At 46.2% G+C, this 18,647-nt stretch carries 14 protein-coding genes; 9 read left to right on the plus strand and 5 right to left on the minus strand.

The window, feature by feature from the left end; translation table 11 throughout:
• Window positions 1–194 precede the first annotated feature (194 nt).
• From GC098_RS27075 to GC098_RS27090, 4 genes are read right to left on the minus strand one after another with little or no spacing between them, the layout of a single operon-like run.
• Window positions 195–1,268, minus strand: coding sequence for a phosphodiester glycosidase family protein (locus GC098_RS27075; protein WP_171646306.1), 1,074 nt, complete (start codon window positions 1,266–1,268; stop codon window positions 195–197).
• Window positions 1,268–1,702 carry a hypothetical protein gene (locus GC098_RS27080; RefSeq protein WP_047677233.1) on the minus strand — a complete coding sequence of 145 codons (435 nt, stop codon included), beginning with the start codon at window positions 1,700–1,702 and terminating at the stop codon, window positions 1,268–1,270. The genes GC098_RS27075 and GC098_RS27080 overlap by 1 nt, the downstream gene beginning before the upstream one ends.
• 52 nt (window positions 1,703–1,754) lie before the next feature.
• Window positions 1,755–3,383, minus strand: a complete 1,629-nt coding sequence (locus GC098_RS27085; RefSeq protein ID WP_171646307.1) for a response regulator — start codon at window positions 3,381–3,383, stop codon at window positions 1,755–1,757.
• Entirely contained in the window at window positions 3,380–5,200 is a 1,821-nt protein-coding gene (locus GC098_RS27090; RefSeq protein WP_171646308.1) for a sensor histidine kinase, read from the minus strand. Before GC098_RS27090 ends, GC098_RS27085 begins: the two co-directional genes overlap by 4 nt.
• A gap of 157 nt (window positions 5,201–5,357) precedes the next feature.
• Here GC098_RS27090 and GC098_RS27095 point away from each other — a divergent pair, with 157 nt between their 5' ends.
• From GC098_RS27095 to GC098_RS27115, 5 genes are all read left to right on the plus strand, one after another.
• Window positions 5,358–6,242: a carbohydrate ABC transporter permease gene (locus GC098_RS27095; RefSeq protein ID WP_171646309.1), complete on the plus strand. Its 885-nt coding sequence runs from the start codon at window positions 5,358–5,360 to the stop codon at window positions 6,240–6,242.
• Window positions 6,242–7,078 (plus strand): carbohydrate ABC transporter permease, encoded by an 837-nt coding sequence (locus tag GC098_RS27100; RefSeq protein ID WP_171646310.1) that lies wholly within the window; start codon window positions 6,242–6,244, stop codon window positions 7,076–7,078. Before GC098_RS27095 ends, GC098_RS27100 begins: the two co-directional genes overlap by 1 nt.
• Window positions 7,079–7,239: 161 nt before the next feature.
• A complete protein-coding gene (locus GC098_RS27105; protein WP_171646311.1) occupies window positions 7,240–8,556 on the plus strand; it encodes an ABC transporter substrate-binding protein in 1,317 nt (438 codons plus the stop codon).
• 104 nt (window positions 8,557–8,660) lie between these two features.
• Complete coding sequence (locus GC098_RS27110; RefSeq protein WP_246359002.1) at window positions 8,661–9,890, plus strand: MFS transporter; 1,230 nt, start codon at window positions 8,661–8,663, stop codon at window positions 9,888–9,890.
• A 69-nt stretch (window positions 9,891–9,959) separates the two neighbouring features.
• Complete coding sequence (locus tag GC098_RS27115; RefSeq protein ID WP_171646313.1) at window positions 9,960–10,910, plus strand: NAD(P)/FAD-dependent oxidoreductase; 951 nt, start codon at window positions 9,960–9,962, stop codon at window positions 10,908–10,910.
• On the opposite strand, the gene GC098_RS27120 is transcribed toward GC098_RS27115, so the two are convergent.
• Window positions 10,907–11,653: a DUF2161 domain-containing phosphodiesterase gene (locus GC098_RS27120; RefSeq protein ID WP_171646314.1), complete on the minus strand. Its 747-nt coding sequence runs from the start codon at window positions 11,651–11,653 to the stop codon at window positions 10,907–10,909. The genes GC098_RS27115 and GC098_RS27120 overlap by 4 nt on opposite strands.
• Before the next feature lie 149 nt (window positions 11,654–11,802).
• Between GC098_RS27120 and GC098_RS27125 the strand changes: the two genes are divergently transcribed.
• The 4 genes from GC098_RS27125 (at window position 11,803) to GC098_RS27140 (ending at window position 18,647) form a co-directional block, all read left to right on the plus strand.
• Window positions 11,803–13,107, plus strand: coding sequence for a sn-glycerol-1-phosphate dehydrogenase (locus GC098_RS27125; RefSeq protein WP_246359003.1), 1,305 nt, complete (start codon window positions 11,803–11,805; stop codon window positions 13,105–13,107).
• Between the two features lie 523 nt (window positions 13,108–13,630).
• On the plus strand, window positions 13,631–15,016 hold the full coding sequence (locus tag GC098_RS27130) for a family 4 glycosyl hydrolase (protein WP_171646316.1): 1,386 nt from the start codon (window positions 13,631–13,633) through the stop codon (window positions 15,014–15,016).
• 13 nt (window positions 15,017–15,029) lie between these two features.
• The gene (locus GC098_RS27135; RefSeq protein WP_171646317.1) at window positions 15,030–16,412 is read left to right on the plus strand and encodes an MATE family efflux transporter; all 1,383 of its coding nucleotides are present in this window, start codon (window positions 15,030–15,032) and stop codon (window positions 16,410–16,412) included.
• A gap of 24 nt (window positions 16,413–16,436) precedes the next feature.
• The gene (locus GC098_RS27140; protein WP_171646318.1) at window positions 16,437–18,647 is read left to right on the plus strand and encodes an alpha-galactosidase; all 2,211 of its coding nucleotides are present in this window, start codon (window positions 16,437–16,439) and stop codon (window positions 18,645–18,647) included.

Here is an 18,647-nt window from a genome sequence, read left to right on the forward strand (position 1 = left end):
TGTTTTGTCCTCGTTATAGGAAGCCGTCATCATAGCGACGATGAATAATACAAAAACGGTGTTAACGAGCCAAAATGTTGTTGATAAACCAAACATTGCTGCACCTCCTAATATAGGGATCTTCGAGCATAGTTAAGGCTTATTATACCCAACCATTCTAAAAAAAGAAACGAATAAAGTGTGAATAATTTCGGTTATTTAAAAAATAGAAAGTTGGTGGCCAGAGGTCTAAGCTTCCCATCGGACGGGCGATTGATGACACTGCCCCCCATGACTAAAGTGGTAGAGCCGCCCCCATCCAAGTTATACGCATCCACAATGCCTAATTGCTGCATTTTGTCCTGCAGCTCAGCAAGTGTTGCTCCTGAATTACCGCTCTCGTCGTAACCGTCGGTCACAATAAACAACAGCTGGTCGTGCTTGTAGTTAGCCATGATGGTCCGCGCTGCTCTTGCCGGTGAACTTTGCCACTGATAGGGAATCGACATCTTGTTACCATTCTTCAGGAGAACCGGAACGAAGGTAGATCCCATAAGTGGGTTCAACTTGTCGAGCTCAGACTGAGAACTGAACTTACCGCCAATGAGCTTGCGGTCTGTATTCAGACCAATGAAGGTTGTATCGTTGTTGGTAGGAAAGAAGCCATTCACATACTTCCCATTCATCATTGTTGTATCCAGGGGATAGCGTTTGCCTTTATTGTCATCGGCGAAGCCGCCTGCATTCACACCGGCGATAGCCCCATAACGTGTGACAGCATCTAGTGTTGTCTCACTGGAGCCAATTTTATCCTTGCCGAGCACAAGTTTAATGGCCTTATCGCTCTTAAGGTTTACTTTAAGCGCATAACCTTTATAGTTGCTTTCATTCAAAGCGAAAAGTTTCAAGTCGATATTCCCGGAAGAAGCTTGTCTGATTGGGCTGCCGAGCTTGGCTGTTATCCGTGTATCATAGATAATGCCTGGTTTGGCAGCTTGTGCCGCAGCGTTCTGGAGCATGGCCGCCACTTCTGTGGCACTTTTCTCATAAAGTTCGAAATATTGCTGAATGATGGATTTGGTTTGCGCGGCGTCAGCATTCGCTTTGGTCAGCAAGTTATCAAGCGTAAGTGTTTCTTGATGAAAAGAGATCGGCGTAGACGCCTTATGTACCAACGGGTTGATAGGGACATTCGCTGTAACGAATAGCAACCAAATCAGCATCCCCAGAAAAGGGGCGCTTGCAAGTAGAAGGACGCGGTTGATTTGTTGAATGCTATTTACGTTCATTACTTTAGCACATCCAGATTCTTTTGCAATTCTTCCAACTTCTTCTTTACGTCGGCAAGCTGCGTATAAAGCTGGTTGCTGTTATCGGTTTTGCTGTTAGCGCTGTCCTTCGTGAAAGCCAGCAATTCATTCAGTGAATCTACCTTGGTCTGTAAAGCTTTCATATCTGTCGTAACGCTATCTTTCAATTGGGTTACTTGCTTCTGATAGTCTTGTTGAACCACTTGCAGTTGTTGCTGGGTTTGCTGTGCGATATCGGTTGCAATTTTTTGCCTCAAATGCTCTGTGTACATCATAGCTGCGGCGACTCCGATTGCGATCAGCATGACCCAACCCACAAACAAGTATACGTACGTTTTCTTTCTTACCTTGGTAGCCTTCGAAGCAGCGCGAGGGAAAGAATTCGCAGTCGTAGTCTCGATGGGCATGTTCATGAAAATCACCTCTATTTACTAGTATAACATATTCCATATTTTTTACAGAATTTTAGATAGGATTCGCTGTTTTTCGATATTCATTTGGGGTGAGTCCCTCTAGTTTTTTGAAAACTTTGCTGAAATATTTCTCGTCCTGGTAACCGACCATCTCCGCTACTTGTGAAATCCGAAGATGTGGATTGCGCAGCAAGATTTTTGCTTTACTCATGCGAATTTGGCCTAAATAGTCCGAAAGGTTTACCTCGAACTCTTGTTTGAATTTCCGTGAGATGTACTCGCGGCTAAGATAGAATCGATTAGCGATATCCTGAAGCGAGACATCTTCGTGATAGTGCTTCTGAAGGAACTCGGCGATTTCAAAAATAACGCTTTTGTCCTTCTGCTGACTCTCAAGAAGAAGCTTCGATAAGTGAACAATACTCCGAGTGAGTTCCTGCTGCCAAAGCGAGAGGGATAGGATCCCATGCTCATCAAGCGGAACGATCAAACTGGATGGCTCATCCAGGAGCAGCTGTTTGACCTGATCTTCACTAATGTTAGAGAAAAATTGCTGTACCCAACGGCGCTTCATCACCCTGTACTCCCGCCACCAATGGTCGAGTTGTTCGAGTGTAATGGCTTCGCTCAATTTGACGGCGTCCATCCATTCTTGAATCGTGTCTTGAATTTGGTCTATGCTGCCACTGCGAATAGCGAGTTGAATCCGTTCCTCATATTGGCTGAAAGTGAGTGCAGGTTGAATCGTTTTGGCTGTTTTCAATGTACTGTGAATCCAAGTTTCCTTGGATTTGAGATTTCGCTGTCTGAGGGCATCACGAGCTTCCTGATAGGATAAAGCCAAATCCGTTGGGAAGGAGCGAGAACTTCCGATGCCGAAGTCCACGCGAGTATGAAGCGCGGTGCGTATACCTTCATTAATTTTAGCTAGAAATGCCTCAGAGCCAGATTGATCCTTCCATAGAAGCAATACAATTTCGTTATCGCTGTTCCAATGGCGGAAAGCATAGCCGCGCTGATCGTTAATGAGGAATTCATTACATATGTTAATGAGAGAGAAGAGCAGTAAATCCAGATTATGACTGAATTTGTTCTTCACACTGCGTTCCATTGTATCTAAAGATAAAATAGCGACACGACATTCTCGAATAGTCCGAGATAAATGAAGCTCTTTCTCGAGCTGCTCGGCTGCTTGATCATAAGCTGAGGGTTCACTAATTAGGTTCGATAGCAGCTTGTCCCAGTACATGGGTTTAATTTGGTTCATTTCGATATTCAGTTCTCGATTGGTATGACGAAGCTCCTCATCCTTATTCCAAGCCTGGATGGCTTTATCTAACGCTTCATTTAACTGTTCGGGATCAATGGGCTTCAATATATAGTCCGTTCCCCCATACTTCAACGTATGGCGAAGTAGAGAGAAGTCGTCATGGCCGCTAATGACGATCGTCTTCGAGTCAGGAGCATGCGTATGCAGCCACTCGAGTAATTTGACCCCATTCATAATTGGCATCATCATATCGGTCATGATAATCTCAGGATGATGGGTGTTCACCATATCAATGGCCGATTCACCATCTTGGGCCTCCTGAATGGTTTCTATGCCATACTGTTTCCAATTGACTAGCAGACGGATGGCGTCGCGCACATGCTTTTCATCATCGACAAGTAATACTTTCATTCCGTTTGCTCCCTTTTCATAGGAATGTGAATGACAATCCTAAGACCTTGTGGTTGTACATGTTCAATATCAAGAGTTGCATCATCGGTAAAATAGAGCTGTACTCGGGTTAGCACATTACTAAGTCCAATACAGGCTGCATCGGTTATGGATGGGGCATTCAGCCGGCTTTTTACCTCGCGCAACCGCTCCTCCGTTATACCAATCCCATTATCCTCAATAATGAGCTTTAAATATTCATCCTCACGATCTGTAGGCATCGTTGCCTGAATACGTAATAAGCCTGTGGTTTCACTTGGTTTAAAACCATGCTTAAAATAATTTTCCACAAGCGGTTGAAGGATCATCTTGGGTACAGAGATTGCTTTTGTGCTTTCTTCTATGTCGTAAATAATTTCAAATTGATGCTCGAATCGCTGTTTTTGCAGCTCGAGATAAGCTTTAATATGTTCAATTTCCTTACGCAAAGGAACAACCGATTCGTTGGTGTTCATACTGTAATGCATCATTTTAGCCAGATACGAAATTAAGGCGTAAATCTTTGGAGCCTCGTGCTGTAAAGCTAATGTACCGATAGATTGCAGTGCGTTATTCAGAAAATGCGGATTGATCTGGGCTTGCAGTGCCATGAGCTGATTCGATTTGTTTGCAAGCTCTAAGCGGTATTCGCGCATGACCATTTGATTTAAATCTTGCATCAGGCCATGGAATCGATTGGCGAGAATGCCCATTTCATCCGTTCGAGTGAGCTCGATATCGGCATTCAAATGGCCTAACTGAACCTGTCCCGCCTGTATGCGTGTGATATAACGAAGTAATTGTTTGATAGGCTCTGTAAATTTAATGCTGATATAAATGGTTCCGGCAATGACAATCAACATAAACAGAGTAAGGATCAAAGAATTAATTAAAGTTAACTGTCTGGCATTTTTCGTTAATTGCTCATAGGGAAGCCGCTTCACGATCGTCCAGTTAACATAGTCAGTTTTCATTTTTTCATAAATATTTATCCCCGCATAAGCGCCGTTTTTCCATTCATAGGAACCTTTTTGGAGATCACTATAAATCGCCTCATTCCCCCAGCTTGCTTCAAGAGGTTGTCCCCATTTAGAAACATCAGGACCGAACACGATGAACCCCTTATCATCCAGGATATAAAGTTCTTCTTGGTCATGGGTGAATAAGCTTTGAGATATTTCTGAGACTAGATTCAGCTGAAGATCAATGATCAGCTCACCAATCGAGATGTTGCTTGGGGAGTACATAATTTTACGATGCATAGATAGGACAGGGGTTGGAGCAGAATACACATTAAGTGCAATATTGTAATTATGGCTTTCATGAGTGGTTTCAAAATAAACGGTTTTGTTCTCGGGGAACTGCCGAAGAGATTCATATTTACCGATCGTGCTTCCTTGAATGTCGCTGCTCGCTAAATAAGAACGGTCGCTAACGGAGGCGTAAAGATAAATTTGTTTGATCTCTTTAACCGAGTGGGACATGACCTGCAGTCCGCTTTTGATAACCTTATCACTCATGTAGTCGATTTCTCGCTCGGTTTGCAGAATATCGTAAAGATAACCAACAGATGAATACTGACCTGTATAAATCGTAGTGGATGCTTGGACAACACCATTTAAGTAGTTCAACAAATTCATTTTTGCTTGAGATATCAGGGCCGAATTATTCGTAATTGTGTCTTCTGTGACTTTCTCCTTGGTGAATATATAAGAAACAACAATGGATGTAGTGAATGGAACTAAGGTCGCAATAAGCAGAAAAAGGATTAATTTATTGCGTATACTATGACGAAACAAGGTGCATCAACTCGGTTTCTTTTTAGACTTTTCACCCTACATTGTAGCAGGAGAGGTCAACAAATTCCACCTAATGCATCACGATAATCAGTGTTTTGCCAAGAACAAGGGCTTTATACTTAGGGTATAGTTACATAATCGTAAGGGGGAAATTCCCATGAAGGCCAACAAAGGGTTAGCAGGACTTATCCAACAATGGGTGTTTATCGGACCAGCGTTGATCTTTTTCGCGCTCATTGTTGTTACTCCTTTTCTCATGAGTATTTATTATTCATTTACCGAGTGGAATGGTGTGACAACAACCGTGAAGTTCAACGGTTTAGACAATTTCAAACACCTTCTTTTTCATGACACGGACTATCGCAACGCATTCTGGTTTACAACAAGAATAACCGTGACGGATGTCATTCTCACGAATCTTGTCGGGTTTCTTTTGGCGCTCTTGCTCACACAGGCACTGAAAACCAGAAATGTACTGCGTACTATTTTCTTCATGCCAAACGTTATTGGGGGATTACTGCTTGGTTTCATTTGGCAGTTTATTTTCGTCAAAGGGTTCGCGACGTTAGGCGATTTGACTAATATCAGTTTTTTCCAACTTCCTTGGTTGGGTGATGCACCTACAGCCTTCTGGGCAATCGCCATCGTTAGCATATGGCAAGGTTCGGGCTACTTAATGATCATTTATATTGCGGCACTTTCGAATGTGCCCAAAGATATGGTTGAAGCGGCTTATATTGATGGTGCTACGCGATTTCAAGTTCTTAAGAACATTATCATTCCACTCATTATGCCAGCTGTAACCGTATGTTTGTTCCTGACCATCTCATGGAACTTCAAGATGTTTGACCTGAACTTTGCCTTGACTAAAGGCGGACCATTCAACTCAACAGAATCTGTTTCCATCAATATTTATCAAGAAGCGTTCCGGAATAACAACTATGGTTTAGGTACAGCAAAAGCGCTAGTATTCTTCGTTGTAGTGGCCATTATTTCGACCATCCAAGTCATGTATACGAAACGCAAGGAGGTTGAAGTTTAATGGAATCCGTCAAAAAATACTCTGGTCGACTATTCTCACTCGAGGTGCTTGGTATCTTGGTTGGGCTATTATTCCTAGTCCCTTTCTACTTTGTCATCGTCAACTCCCTTAAGACATTTCCGGAGCTAGCCGCCAGCACAGCGAAACTTCCGTCAAGCTTATATCTTGATAACTATACGAAGGTATGGACAATCATGAAGTTCCCAAGTGCGTTTATGAATTCTTTAATTATTACAGTACTCAGTAATGTGGGGCTTGTATTGATCAGTTCCATGGCCGCTTATCGAATGGTTCGCAAATCAAGTAAATTCAACAATCTTGTATTTATTGCTTTCGTTGCTGCTATGGTGATTCCGTTTCAATCCATCATGATTCCGCTTGTGCGCGTCGCGAGTCAAGTTGGACTTATGGATAGCAAGTTCGGATTGATTATTTGTTACTTTGGATTCGGTGTTTCACTAAACGTATTCTTGTTTCATGGTTTTATTAAATCCATTCCGCTTGAGATTGAAGAATCAGCCACTGTGGATGGCTGCTCGCCGTACGGAGTATTTTGGCGAATTGTTTTCCCGCTGTTGAAGCCGATGTCTACGACCGTCATTATCTTAAACAGTTTATGGATATGGAATGATTATTTGCTTCCTTCACTCGTGTTAAATAGTCCAGATCTGAGAACAATACCTTTAGCAACATTCTCATTCTTTGGTCAATATACGAAGCAATGGGATTTGGCCTTGGCTGGTTTAACACTTGGCGTCCTGCCGATCGTTATTTTCTTCTTGGCCATGCAGAGACATATTGTAGAAGGTATTACGGCAGGTTCGGTAAAAGGTTAACAGTTTTGCAAATATGTTCAAAATCTTCCACCTTTATGTTCAATATCCTCTGTGTTAAGGGTCTAAGTAAGTGTTTACAATAAACCATGTAAGCTGATGACGAGTTAACGAAACGTTATCAGGGTAAGCTGATTGAAACTTAAAAGGGAGGCTTTACCTAAATGAAAAGATTAACAATGATCAGTATGGCTGCCGTACTTTCACTATCTCTAGTTGCCGTTGGCTGCGCAAAGAAAGAAACTGCGCCAACTCCATCAGCAACAACGGGTGGAGCGGCAACACCAGCACCTGCAGGCGGTAAACAAGTCACGATTAAAATGTTCCAATTCAAAGTAGAAATCGCCGATCAACTTGGCAAGCTCGTTCAAGAATATCAAAAGCTAAATCCAAACGTTAAAATTCAGGTGGATACAGTTGGCGGCGGTGCTGACTACGGCGCAGCTTTGCTTGCGAAGTTCAACTCCGGCGACAAACCGGATATTTTCAACAACGGTGGTTTCACGGATCTCGATAAATGGATCGAAAACCTAGAAGATCTTTCCGATCAACCATGGGTAAGTGATCTTGTAGACGTAGCTAAAGAGCCAATGACGAAAAACGGTAAAATATATGGACAACCGCTGAACCTTGAAGGTTATGGTTTCCAATACAATAAAGACTTGTTTGCACAAGCTGGCATTACTGAATTGCCAAAAACGCTCACACAATTGGAAGATGCAGCTAAAAAGCTTCAAGCAAAAGGAATTACACCTTTCGAAACCGGTTATGGCGAGTGGTGGGTACTAGGTAACCACTTCGTAAACCTACCGTTTGCTTACCAAAAGGATCCAAATGCCTTCATTGACGGTTTGAACAAAGGAACAGCAAAAATTCCGGGTAACGAAGTATTTAATCAATGGTCGAAATTATTTGATCTGCAATTGAAATATGGTAACAAAAATCCGCTTCAAACCGATTACAATACACAAGTAACTGATTTTGCTACTGGTAAAGCAGCAATGACACAACAAGGTAACTGGACACAAGTCCAAATCACGAAAACAAACCCGAACATCAAAATTGGCTTCTTGCCAATGCCGATCAGCGATGACGCTGCTGCGAACGATAAATTGTTCGTTGGTGTACCAAACAACTGGGTTATCAACAAAAACTCTGCTGTGAAAGACGAAGCTAAGAAATTCTTGAACTGGATGGTAAGTTCTGATGTAGGTAAGAAATATATTACGGAAGAATTCAAATTCATTCCAGCATTCAAATCCATTCCTGCTGATGAGAAAGTTCTAGGACCTTTGGCAGCTGACATCATCACTTACAGTAAAGCTGGTAAAACACTTAGCTGGAACTGGTTCAAATTCCCAGGCGGCGAAGCTTCCAGTAAAAAATTCGGCGATATTATGCAAGGTTATGTAGCGAAGAAGTATACGAAGGATCAAATGTTTGAGGAATTCCAGAAAACATGGGATAGCCTTAAGAAGTAACTCAATAATGGGTGGTAATAAAGCCTCAGCGCCAATGCTGAGGCTTTTTGCTGTTTAACAGAAAAGGAATAGGCTGTTACAATAAAGAGGACTGGAGGTCTATGATGATAATAAGAATCAGGTCTTGGCTGCATAGCAGAGGAAATTCACTTCCGCGTGAGAAGCAATTGTCTCGTGAAGCCGTAATTTCATTAATTATTCATTCTATTTTTCAATTTGGCGCTTCCATGTCGGGCGTGTTCTTAAACTTATACTTATGGCGGTTAACGCACAGTGTCGTAGTGAATGGTACATACAGCATGGTCGTTTTCATTTTAACACCGATAGGCTTTGCACTTGGCGGCCTCATGATTAAGAAGAAAGACCGAATGGTATCGTATCGTCTAGGTATCATGCTCATAGGTCTTTTTTATTTGAGCGTCATTCTAGCCCAAGAGAAACTGGTCGAATATTATATGCTATTTGCCATTTTTAATGGACTTGCAGGTGCTTTTTACTGGGTAGGTTATTTAACCCTGATGTATGATGTGTCTAACGAGCAGAACCGGATTCGATATCTTGCATTCAATATGATTTTTTTCACAGCAGCAACCTTAGCGGGGCCGGCACTTGCCGGATTCATTATCCGATTAAAAGAAGGACTAAGCGGCTACACCATAGTCTTTTCAATAGCATTCTGTATGTTCTTACTAGCGGCACTGATTTCATTGAAAATTAAAGCTTCAGGTGGACATCATCGAGTTTATTATTTGAAGCTAACTGGTCTTATTATGAAGAAAGAACGTGACTGGTTGAAAGCGCTGTTTGGATTTTTGGGAATGGGTTTGCTCCAAGGGACAATGCTTTTCTTACCGAATATTCTGCTTTTCAAAGTGATGCCGCGTGAAGATATTGTGGGCTACCTCGGTGTATTATACTCAAGTCTATCGATCGTAATGGGCATTTTTATATCTAAATACGCAAATGCTAGTAAAGCTCGACTTTATTTAGCCATATCAACACTTGGTTACCTTATTGGTGTATCTTTTTTACTAGGGAGTGTTAATGTATGGACCGTTGTAAGTTTCATGATTTTGCACTCTATTTTCGCACCGCTGCAAGGGAATACAATGACAGGCTATTATTATGGTCTCATTGCGAAGCTGCCGCTTAAAGGCCAATTGAAAGTAGAAAGTATGGTTGTTCGGGAATTTTTCTTGAATGTTGGGCGTGTGATTTCAATTACCTGTTTAATCTCATTTGGCAGTGATTTGGATGGGGGCTGGATTCCATGGATTTTAATGACTGCAGCTATGTCACAAATTGCCCTTGTATGGTCGATTAAGAATCAATAAGATGAGCATGAAAGCGCGTTAACTCGGATATCCTAGGAAGTAGATGACAGGAGAAGAGGACGTGCGGTTATGGAACAATATGACAGCATGATTGTTGGCGGAGGTATTGCTGGACTTCAAGCAGCCATTCAATTAGGGAGATATGAGCATCGTGTGCTTGTTATAGATGCCGGCTATGGCCGGTCTACACTATGTAAAAGCTACCATAACCTTTTGGGGTGGCCAGATGGTGTATCGGGTGAAGAGCTTCGCCGATTAGGGAGGCTTCAAGCTGAGAAGCTTGGTGTTACTTTCGCTAAAGATGAAGTTGTACAAGCTGTAAACAAAGGTAAACCTGGGGATGGATTTGAGCTATGGGGGAAGTCTGGCAAGGGATATGAAGCCCCAACTTTACTCTTGGCTACAGGACTTCTGGACCGTATTCCCGAGCTGCCCAATCTGAAAAACTGTCTAGGGCTGACTGTTTACGTCTGTCCTGATTGTGATGGCTATGAGATAAAAAACAAACAGACCATTGTGATGGGTTCTGGTGATTCTGGAGCGGGAATGGCCCTGACGCTTAGTACGCGTACGGACAAGCTCACCTATGTGAATCATGAGCAGAAAGCTGTGAAGAGCGAGCTATTAGCAAAGCTGAAGGATAAGAGAATCACCTATGTCGCGGAAGATATTAGGGAGGTGATGGCTGAAACCAATGGCTTATTTCGCGGTGTTGTTTTGGCAAATGGGGAGCGAATCGGTGCGGAGCGCGGGTTTATAGCCTTCGGCGGGAATGAAGTGAAGTCGGATTTGGCCCGGCAGTTAGGCGCGGAGCGAATGGAGAATCGCCACATTGTAACGGATCCCCGCAGTAAAATGACGAGTGTGCCATTCGTCTGGGCAGCAGGGGACGTGGGTGTTCATGCGGAGCAAGTGACTATTGCCATGGGCGAAGGGGCGCAGGCGGCGATTTGGATGAACAAAGCGCTGCTAATGTTGAAGGAAGAAGCGAACATACATGGAGTTGTTGTTCGCTCTTAAGGGTTTAAAGTAGGTAGGATAGTAGATGAGTCGGACGTCTCCGCCCCGGGAAAAGCAGCTAGAACATGGGCATACTCCGCTAACGCTTGCACCCCAAGTGGGGTGATATGATAAATGCCGCGGCTTTGGCGTACGAACCAGCGGTAGTAGTTTTTTTGAAGTAGGGAGCTTACGGCTTTGTTGCTCGTAAAGTCACGCAGAAGACGCGGGCTAAGTGGTCCATGCTGTTGCAGTAAGTAGGCGCAATGCAGCGATTTTTCACGGTAGGCAGTCATAAGCTTCTGTTTTGAGCTGCCTCCGACGTTGTAGTCCCCACTGCGTTCATGAAATTCGTTTACAACTTTCAAGGCAGCACGCTTATTTTGGCGTAATTGATAGGGAGTAGGCTCGCAGACGAGATCCACTGCGGGCTGTTTGCGTTTGAAAAATTGAACGGTCAGTACACCTAGGCCGAGCATGCGGCATAAACGTCGAATCTCTTCCCATTGCAGTCGATGCGGAGCTCGTCCTTTATTGGGAAGCTCGAAAGCGACATAGACCTGATCCGTCAGCCGCAGACGATCGATGCCTTGCACGAGGAGCGGGATGTTGAAGCTTTTTTTTAATTCGACAATGATAGGCGGCTCATCACCGCGAATGGCAACTAAGTCGCAATGCTTAATCTCTGCGCGAACGGTGTAACCTCGCTGCTCGAAATAGTGTTTAATGGGAGCGTAAAGCTCCGTTTCTGTTTGGATAGGCATGAGGTTAGTGATCTCCTCTCTAGTTACAATATTTGCAGCCAGAATGTGTTACATTATAGCATAGCTTTTGCTAGAATAGGGGAAGAATCACTTGTACGTACATGTTGAAACGGAACGGTAGAGCCAGGAGACAGAGGAGGATGCGTGGGATGAGTGAGATATTGGATGTCTGGCTAGGAAAGAGTATGGATTGCGCTTGCGGGTTGCGGCACGAAGTACCGATTAAGCGGATCGTTATTGAACGAGATGCGCTGACGCAGGTGGCCGGGTATGTAAAAGAAGCCGGCTATGAGGAAGTGACGCTTGTCGCGGACGGGAGGACGTATCAAGCGGCTGGAGAGAAGCTGCGCGATCTGCTGGAAGCCGCGCAGGTGAAGGTAAGCATCAGCGTGATTCGTGAGAACGCGATGGGGGAAGTGGCGGCCGATGAAGAAGCGATTGTCCAGGTGATGCTGGACACGCCGCTTTCATCGAAGGTTTTGGTGGCCGTGGGCGCGGGCACCGTCCACGACATCGTGCGCTTCGTAGCGCATCGCACGAATCGTCCGTTCTTGTCTGTGCCGACGGCGCCGTCCGTGGACGGCTTCGCGTCAGTGGGCGCGCCGCTCATCGTCCGTGGCTTCAAGCAGACGATCCCGGCCTGCGCGCCGGAGGCCATCTTCGCCGACCTCGCGGTGCTGGCGAAGGCGCCGCAGGCGATGATCGCAGCCGGCCTAGGCGATATGCTCGGCAAGCACACGTCGCTGGCCGACTGGTCGCTTGGCCGTGTGCTCCTCGGCGAGCACAACTGCGAGCTGAGCGCTCGGTTGACGCTGGAGGCCGTGGAGCTCTGCACGGCTCATTTGGACGAGATCGCGCAGCGCACGGATCTCGGCTTGCTCCGGTTGATGGAAGGCCTGATCCTATCAGGCCTTTCCATGCTCATGGTCGGCCACTCGCGGCCGGCCTCCGGGGCTGAGCACCATCTCTCCCACTACTGGGAGATGGTGCTTCTGCAGCAGCGCCGCCGGGCGCTGCTGCACGGCGCGAAGGTCGGCGTCGCGACCGTGCTCATGGCGCAGCGCTATGAGGCGCTGCAGGGGCTCACGGCCGACGCGGCCGCTGCGCGCCTAGCACAAGGCCATGTCCCCAGTGAACTTACGGATGCGGATCGCATCCGGCAGGTCTATGGGGACATGGCTGAGATGGTTATCGCCGAGAATTTCCCGGCGAATGGCACGGCTGTTGATGCGCAGGCGCTGAAGGCGCGCATCGCCGAGAAGTGGGGCGAGGTGCAAGCCATCGCCCGATCGGTCCCTGCCCCAACGCAGCTCATCGCATGGCTCGAGGCCGTGCAAGGACCGGTGACGCCGGAGCAGCTCGGTGTGGAGCCGGAGCTGGTGGAGGCGTCCCTGCAGGATGCGCTTTTCGTGCGCAACCGATTCACGATCCTACGTTTACAGCGTCTGCTGTAGACGCTTTATCTTTATATAAGGCTGTCCCTCAAGTAGATAGATCTACTTACTTGAGGGGCAGTCCTTTTTTTAATCATCCTTCTGGTAAGAATCCGAATTGGGTCTCAGGGCGAAAACCGCAACTCCATTGGAGCAAATCCAATCAAATGCTCTCTCAAGCTCTGAAAATCGCCATTCCATTGGATTTTTTCCAACCAAAGAGCTGATTTATCGTCTTAAGACGGACTTCTATTGGATTTACTCCAATGAAGTGGACTCTTAGGCTGTAAATGGCATGTTTAGCTATCGTAATTTACTACAATAGCCCAATAATTTAGCACATCCAATTACAGGACAATAGGTGGTAAAATTTGGATTGGATACTACCCTGCCGAACTAAAGCCTTTGCGGATATGTTCATCCTTCGTGCTTGAAAGTGTAAAAAACCACAACCTGACTTAATTTTTGCCATCCCGCAATGTGGAATTGTTCACTATACTGGTAGCGTATGCAAGACGGTTCCAGGACAAGAAGGAGGGGCAATATGAAATTTGCTAATGAGAAAGTCAGCGATATCCAAATCGCTTATATTGGTGGAGGCTCGATGTATTGGGCGAAAAATCTGATTGCCGATCTGGCGCTTGATGGTCAATTGTCGGGCACCATTCGTTTGTTCGATCTTGATTACGGTAAGGCCAAAAATAATGAAAAGCTGGGTAATTCGGTTTCCGATTATGCAGAGACGAAATCCAGATGGACTTACAAGGCGTATCCGACGCTCCAAGAGGCGCTTAGCGGATGCGATTTTGTGTTTATCTCGATCCTTCCCGGAACATTCCGGGAAATGGAATCCGATGTACATGAACCGGAAAAATACGGCATTTATCAGGCCGTTGGCGATACGACTGGACCTGGTGGCCTTGTCAGAGCTCTGCGCACGATTCCCATGTATGTGGAAATAGCACAAGCGATTGAGCGTTTTTCACCGGATGCCTGGGTGTTCAATTACACGAATCCAATGACGCTCTGTACGCGGACGCTTTTTGAAGTGTTTCCGAAAATTAAAGCACTAGGCTGCTGCCATGAGATTTTCGGTGTGCAAGGTCTTTTGATTCGTATGCTGCGCGATATGGAAGGAATTGAAGGTGTGCATCGGGATCAAGTCAAAGTGAATGTGCTGGGCATTAATCATTTTACTTGGATCGATCAAGCGACGTATCAAAATATGGATTTAATTCCGATGTATCGGAAGTTTGTTGATAAATACTATGAATCCGGATTTGAGCACAACAAAGATGCTTGGGTCACGAACACCTATACGGCCGCCAACCGCGTGAAGTTTGATCTGTTTCGGCGCTATGGCGTTATTGCAGCGGCAGGTGATCGCCACTTGGCGGAATTCATGCCTCCTTGGTATTTGAAAGATCCGGAGACGGTTCGTTCATGGAAGTTCGGCTTAACGACGGTACAAAGCCGAGTCGAAAAGCATGCAGCAACGGAGCTTTTTTACGGTAAGCTGCTACGTTCCGAGGAGAAACTGCCGCTCAAGGCATCAGGAGAAGAAGAGGTCAGACAGTTAAAAGGTCTAATCGGGCTTGAACAATTTGTAACCAATATTAACGTTCCAAACGTTGGACAAATGAAGGGAATACCTCTGGGAGCAGTAGTGGAAACGAATGCTGTGTTCTCAGCGAATAGTTTGCGTCCGGTCTACGCGGGCGAGCTTCCGATGGAAGTTAATAATCTGGTCTTGCAACATACGATGAATCAGGAGCTTATTTTGAAGGCTGCTCTTCAAAAGGACAAAGACTTAGCATTCAAGGCGTTTATCAACGATCCGCTTGTGAATATCGATATCCACGATGCCGAGGTATTGTTCGATCAAATGCTGCAAAATACGAAAGCTTATTTGCCAGGATGGAACATCTGATGGCGGGCCGGCCATGAGTGCAGGATTAGAGTTATACAGCGAATCCGCCTCCATTGATCCGCATGATGATAAGGCCGTTCGCCGGATGATTTTCAAACTGGCAGGTCCATCTTTGACGGAAATGCTGCTCATGAATATGACCCAAATGGTGATGATGATCCTGGTTGGACACCTTGGGGCCATTGCCGTGGCGGCTGTGGGCTTAACAAGCCAACCTTATTTATTACTGACTGTCCTTTTTGCAGCGCTCAATACGGGTACAACGGTTATCGTCGCCCGTTCCACGGGAGCGGGGAAGATGGGGGATGCGAATCTGGCCGCAGGGCAATCGCTTCTGCTCGGTACCGTCCTGTCTGTCCTTATTGTAGCGCTTGGAGTCACCTTTGCGGAGAGCATGCTCCATTTGATGGGAGCCAGCGCTGAGGTGGTTCAATATGGATTGCCATATGCGAAATTAATGTTTTTCTCCATTGGCTTCTCCTCTATATCGTCAGCTTTATCCGCAATTCTGCGAGGAGCGGGAGACACACGGACTCCGATGAAAATCAACGTGATGTCAGGATGCGTCAATGTTATCCTCGGGTTCGTGTTGATTTACAGTCACCTCGATTTTCCGCAAATGGGCATTACGGGGGCGGCCATCGCTACCTTAGTGGTCCAGACCGGGTCTATGATTTGCTTTATAGCCGTCATGTTCAGCGGAAGATTTGCCGTCCGTATTGGCTGGTCAGATATAAGCCGATTGGATAAGGCTATGATCAGCCGCATGTTGAAGATAGGGATACCGAGCAGTCTTGAGCAGCTTATTATGCGATTAGGGATTATGACGTTTGTGAAAATCTGTGCTGGACTTGGGACCGTTGCCGTCGCGGCATCACAGATTGTAACGAGCATAATCGGGATATCGTTTATGCCAGGTGCTGCTTTTGCCATCGCAGCCTCTACGCTAGTTGGGCAAACCCTAGGCGTTAGCAAACCTGATCTGGCCGAACGTTATGTGTGGCAAGTCAGAAAGTACGGCATGTTCGTGGCCGGGTTTATGGGAGCGCTTTTCATCTTGCTTGCTCCCCTTATCCTCATGCTATATACGAATGACGAGACGATCATTCGCGAAGGGGCTTGGGCACTTCGGATCGTAGGTTTTATCCAAGTTTCTCAAATTTCGCAATTTGTTCTTGGAGGAGCGTTAAGAGGAGCAGGAGATACCCGGTACCCCTTATATTCGACATTCATTGGCGTGTGGGGAATTAGGGTTGTGCTTAGTTATTTATTTGTTTACGTCTTTCATTGGGGCATGATCGGTTTATGGAGTGCCGTTGCTTGTGATCAATTTCTTAGGTCTAATTTGATTTATTTTAGGTTCAAACGCGGGGCTTGGAAGCATCTAAAGATTTAATACGCAAAAAGGAGACGCGGAATAATGGGGATTGTGTACGATTCGAATTCGCAAACTTTCCATCTTCAAGGGAAGTCATCGAGCTATATCATGCAGCTGATCAAATCCAAATATTTGGCTCACGTTCATTGGGGACGCCAAATACGGGGAACCAATCCGGGGAATTTGCTCGCTATAAGACGTCGCTGCTCTTTCTCTCCGTCCACGGATCCGAATGATCTTACGCTGTCTTTGGACACATTGCCGCAGGAGTTTCCGGCATATGGTGGCAGTGACTTTCGCGTTCCAGCCTATCAGGTTCAGTTGGAAGACGGAACGACGGTCAGCGAACTCGTCTATGAGTCCCACCGAATTTACGCGGGAAAAACACCGTTAGAGGGATTGCCTTCCACCTATACGGAGGATGACAGCGAAGCGGAGAGTATCGATATCGTATTGGTCGATAGGGCGATCGGATTGAAGGCCATTCTCACGTATACCGTATTTCGTGATTTGGATGCGATAACCCGGTCTGTGCGATTTGTAAATGTGGGTAATCAATCGATCAAGCTGCTTCGAGCATTAAGCTTGGGTATCGATATATCCCACAGCGATTTCGATATGCTTCATTTATCAGGCACATGGGCGCGTGAACGTCATATCGAAAGACGCCCCATTCTAACAGGCGGGTCTGTCATTGAGAGCCGCCGGGGGTCTAGCAGCCATTCGCTCAACCCATTTATGGCCCTGCTTTCCAAGCAAGCGGATGAAGACCAAGGAGATGCCTACGGATTCAGTCTTGTCTACAGCGGCAGCTTTGTTGCTCAAGCAGAAGTGGATCCTTATGGAACGACCCGTGTAGTGATGGGCATCAACTCGTTTGATTTTTCTTGGCTTTTGGAGCCTGGACAAACCTTCCAAACGCCGGAGGCGGTTCTCGTCTATTCCTCGGAAGGAATCGGCGGGATGTCGCGCACGTATCACAAGCTGTATCGCACACGGTTATGCCGTGGACAATTCCGGGATCGTCACAGGCCGATTCTCATCAACAACTGGGAAGCCACCTATTTTAATTTCAACGCGGATAAAATTGAAGAGCTTGCGCGAGTTGGCAAAGAGCTCGGTTTAGAGCTTTTAGTGCTGGACGACGGTTGGTTTGGTAAGCGAGACAACGATAAAAGCTCGCTCGGAGATTGGTTCGTTGATCGTAACAAGCTCCCACAAGGCATGCCGGATTTGGTAAGCCGAGTGAAGCAGCAAGAGCTGGAGTTCGGTCTATGGTTTGAACCTGAAATGGTATCCCCGGACAGCGACCTGTATCGGGCCCATCCCGACTGGTGTTTGCACGTGCCTGGCCGGAGGAGAACTGAAGCGAGGCAGCAGCTGATTCTCGATTATTCACGTCAAGATGTAAGAGACTACACCGTAACAGTCATCACCGATATTCTTGCGAGCAGTCCCATCACCTATGTGAAATGGGATATGAACCGCAATATGACGGAAATCGGTTCCGCCAAGCTCCCGCCAGAGCGGCAGCGTGAAACGGCTCATCGTTATATGTTGGGGCTGTATGACGTGTTGGAGCGGATAACTTCCGCGTTTCCGAGTGTATTGTTCGAAAGCTGTTCCGGAGGTGGCGGGCGGTTCGATCCTGGAATGCTCTACTATATGCCGCAGACGTGGACGAGCGATAATACGGATGCGGTAGAACGGCTAAAAATTCAATACGGCACAAGTATTGTGTACCCGATCAGCACCATGGGCGCTCATGTTTCCGCAGTCCCTAACCATCAGGTGCACCGTACGACGCCGCTCGATATGCGGGGAAATGTAGCAATGTCGGGTAATTTCGGTTATGAGCTGGATTTGACCGCATTTACGGAAGCGGAAAGGGAAGCCGTGAAGAAGCAAACTGCGCTTTATAAACAATTGCGGCCGCTGATCCAATTCGGCGAATTCTACCGTTTGATCAGCCCGTTTGAACACGTTAGCGCTGCTTGGATGTTTGTTTCCGAAGATAAGAAGGAAGCGTTGGTTGCTTTTTTCCAAGTGCTGTCAGAGCCGAACGCACCGCTCAGGAAGCTGCGATTAAAGGGGTTAGCGGCAGAGAACAATTACTTACTGAACGATGCCGAAGACCAGGGCGATGGTGTGGAAATCTTTGGCGGGGATGAGCTTATGCATGTGGGTCTAAATTTGCCGATCTGGAAAGGCGATTTCCAAAGCCGCCTTTACCGCTTGGAAATGGAGGAATAA

It is taken from the genome of Paenibacillus phytorum, assembly GCF_013141715.1.
In the GTDB taxonomy this organism is placed as follows: Bacteria; Bacillota; Bacilli; order Paenibacillales; family NBRC-103111; genus Paenibacillus_E; species Paenibacillus_E phytorum.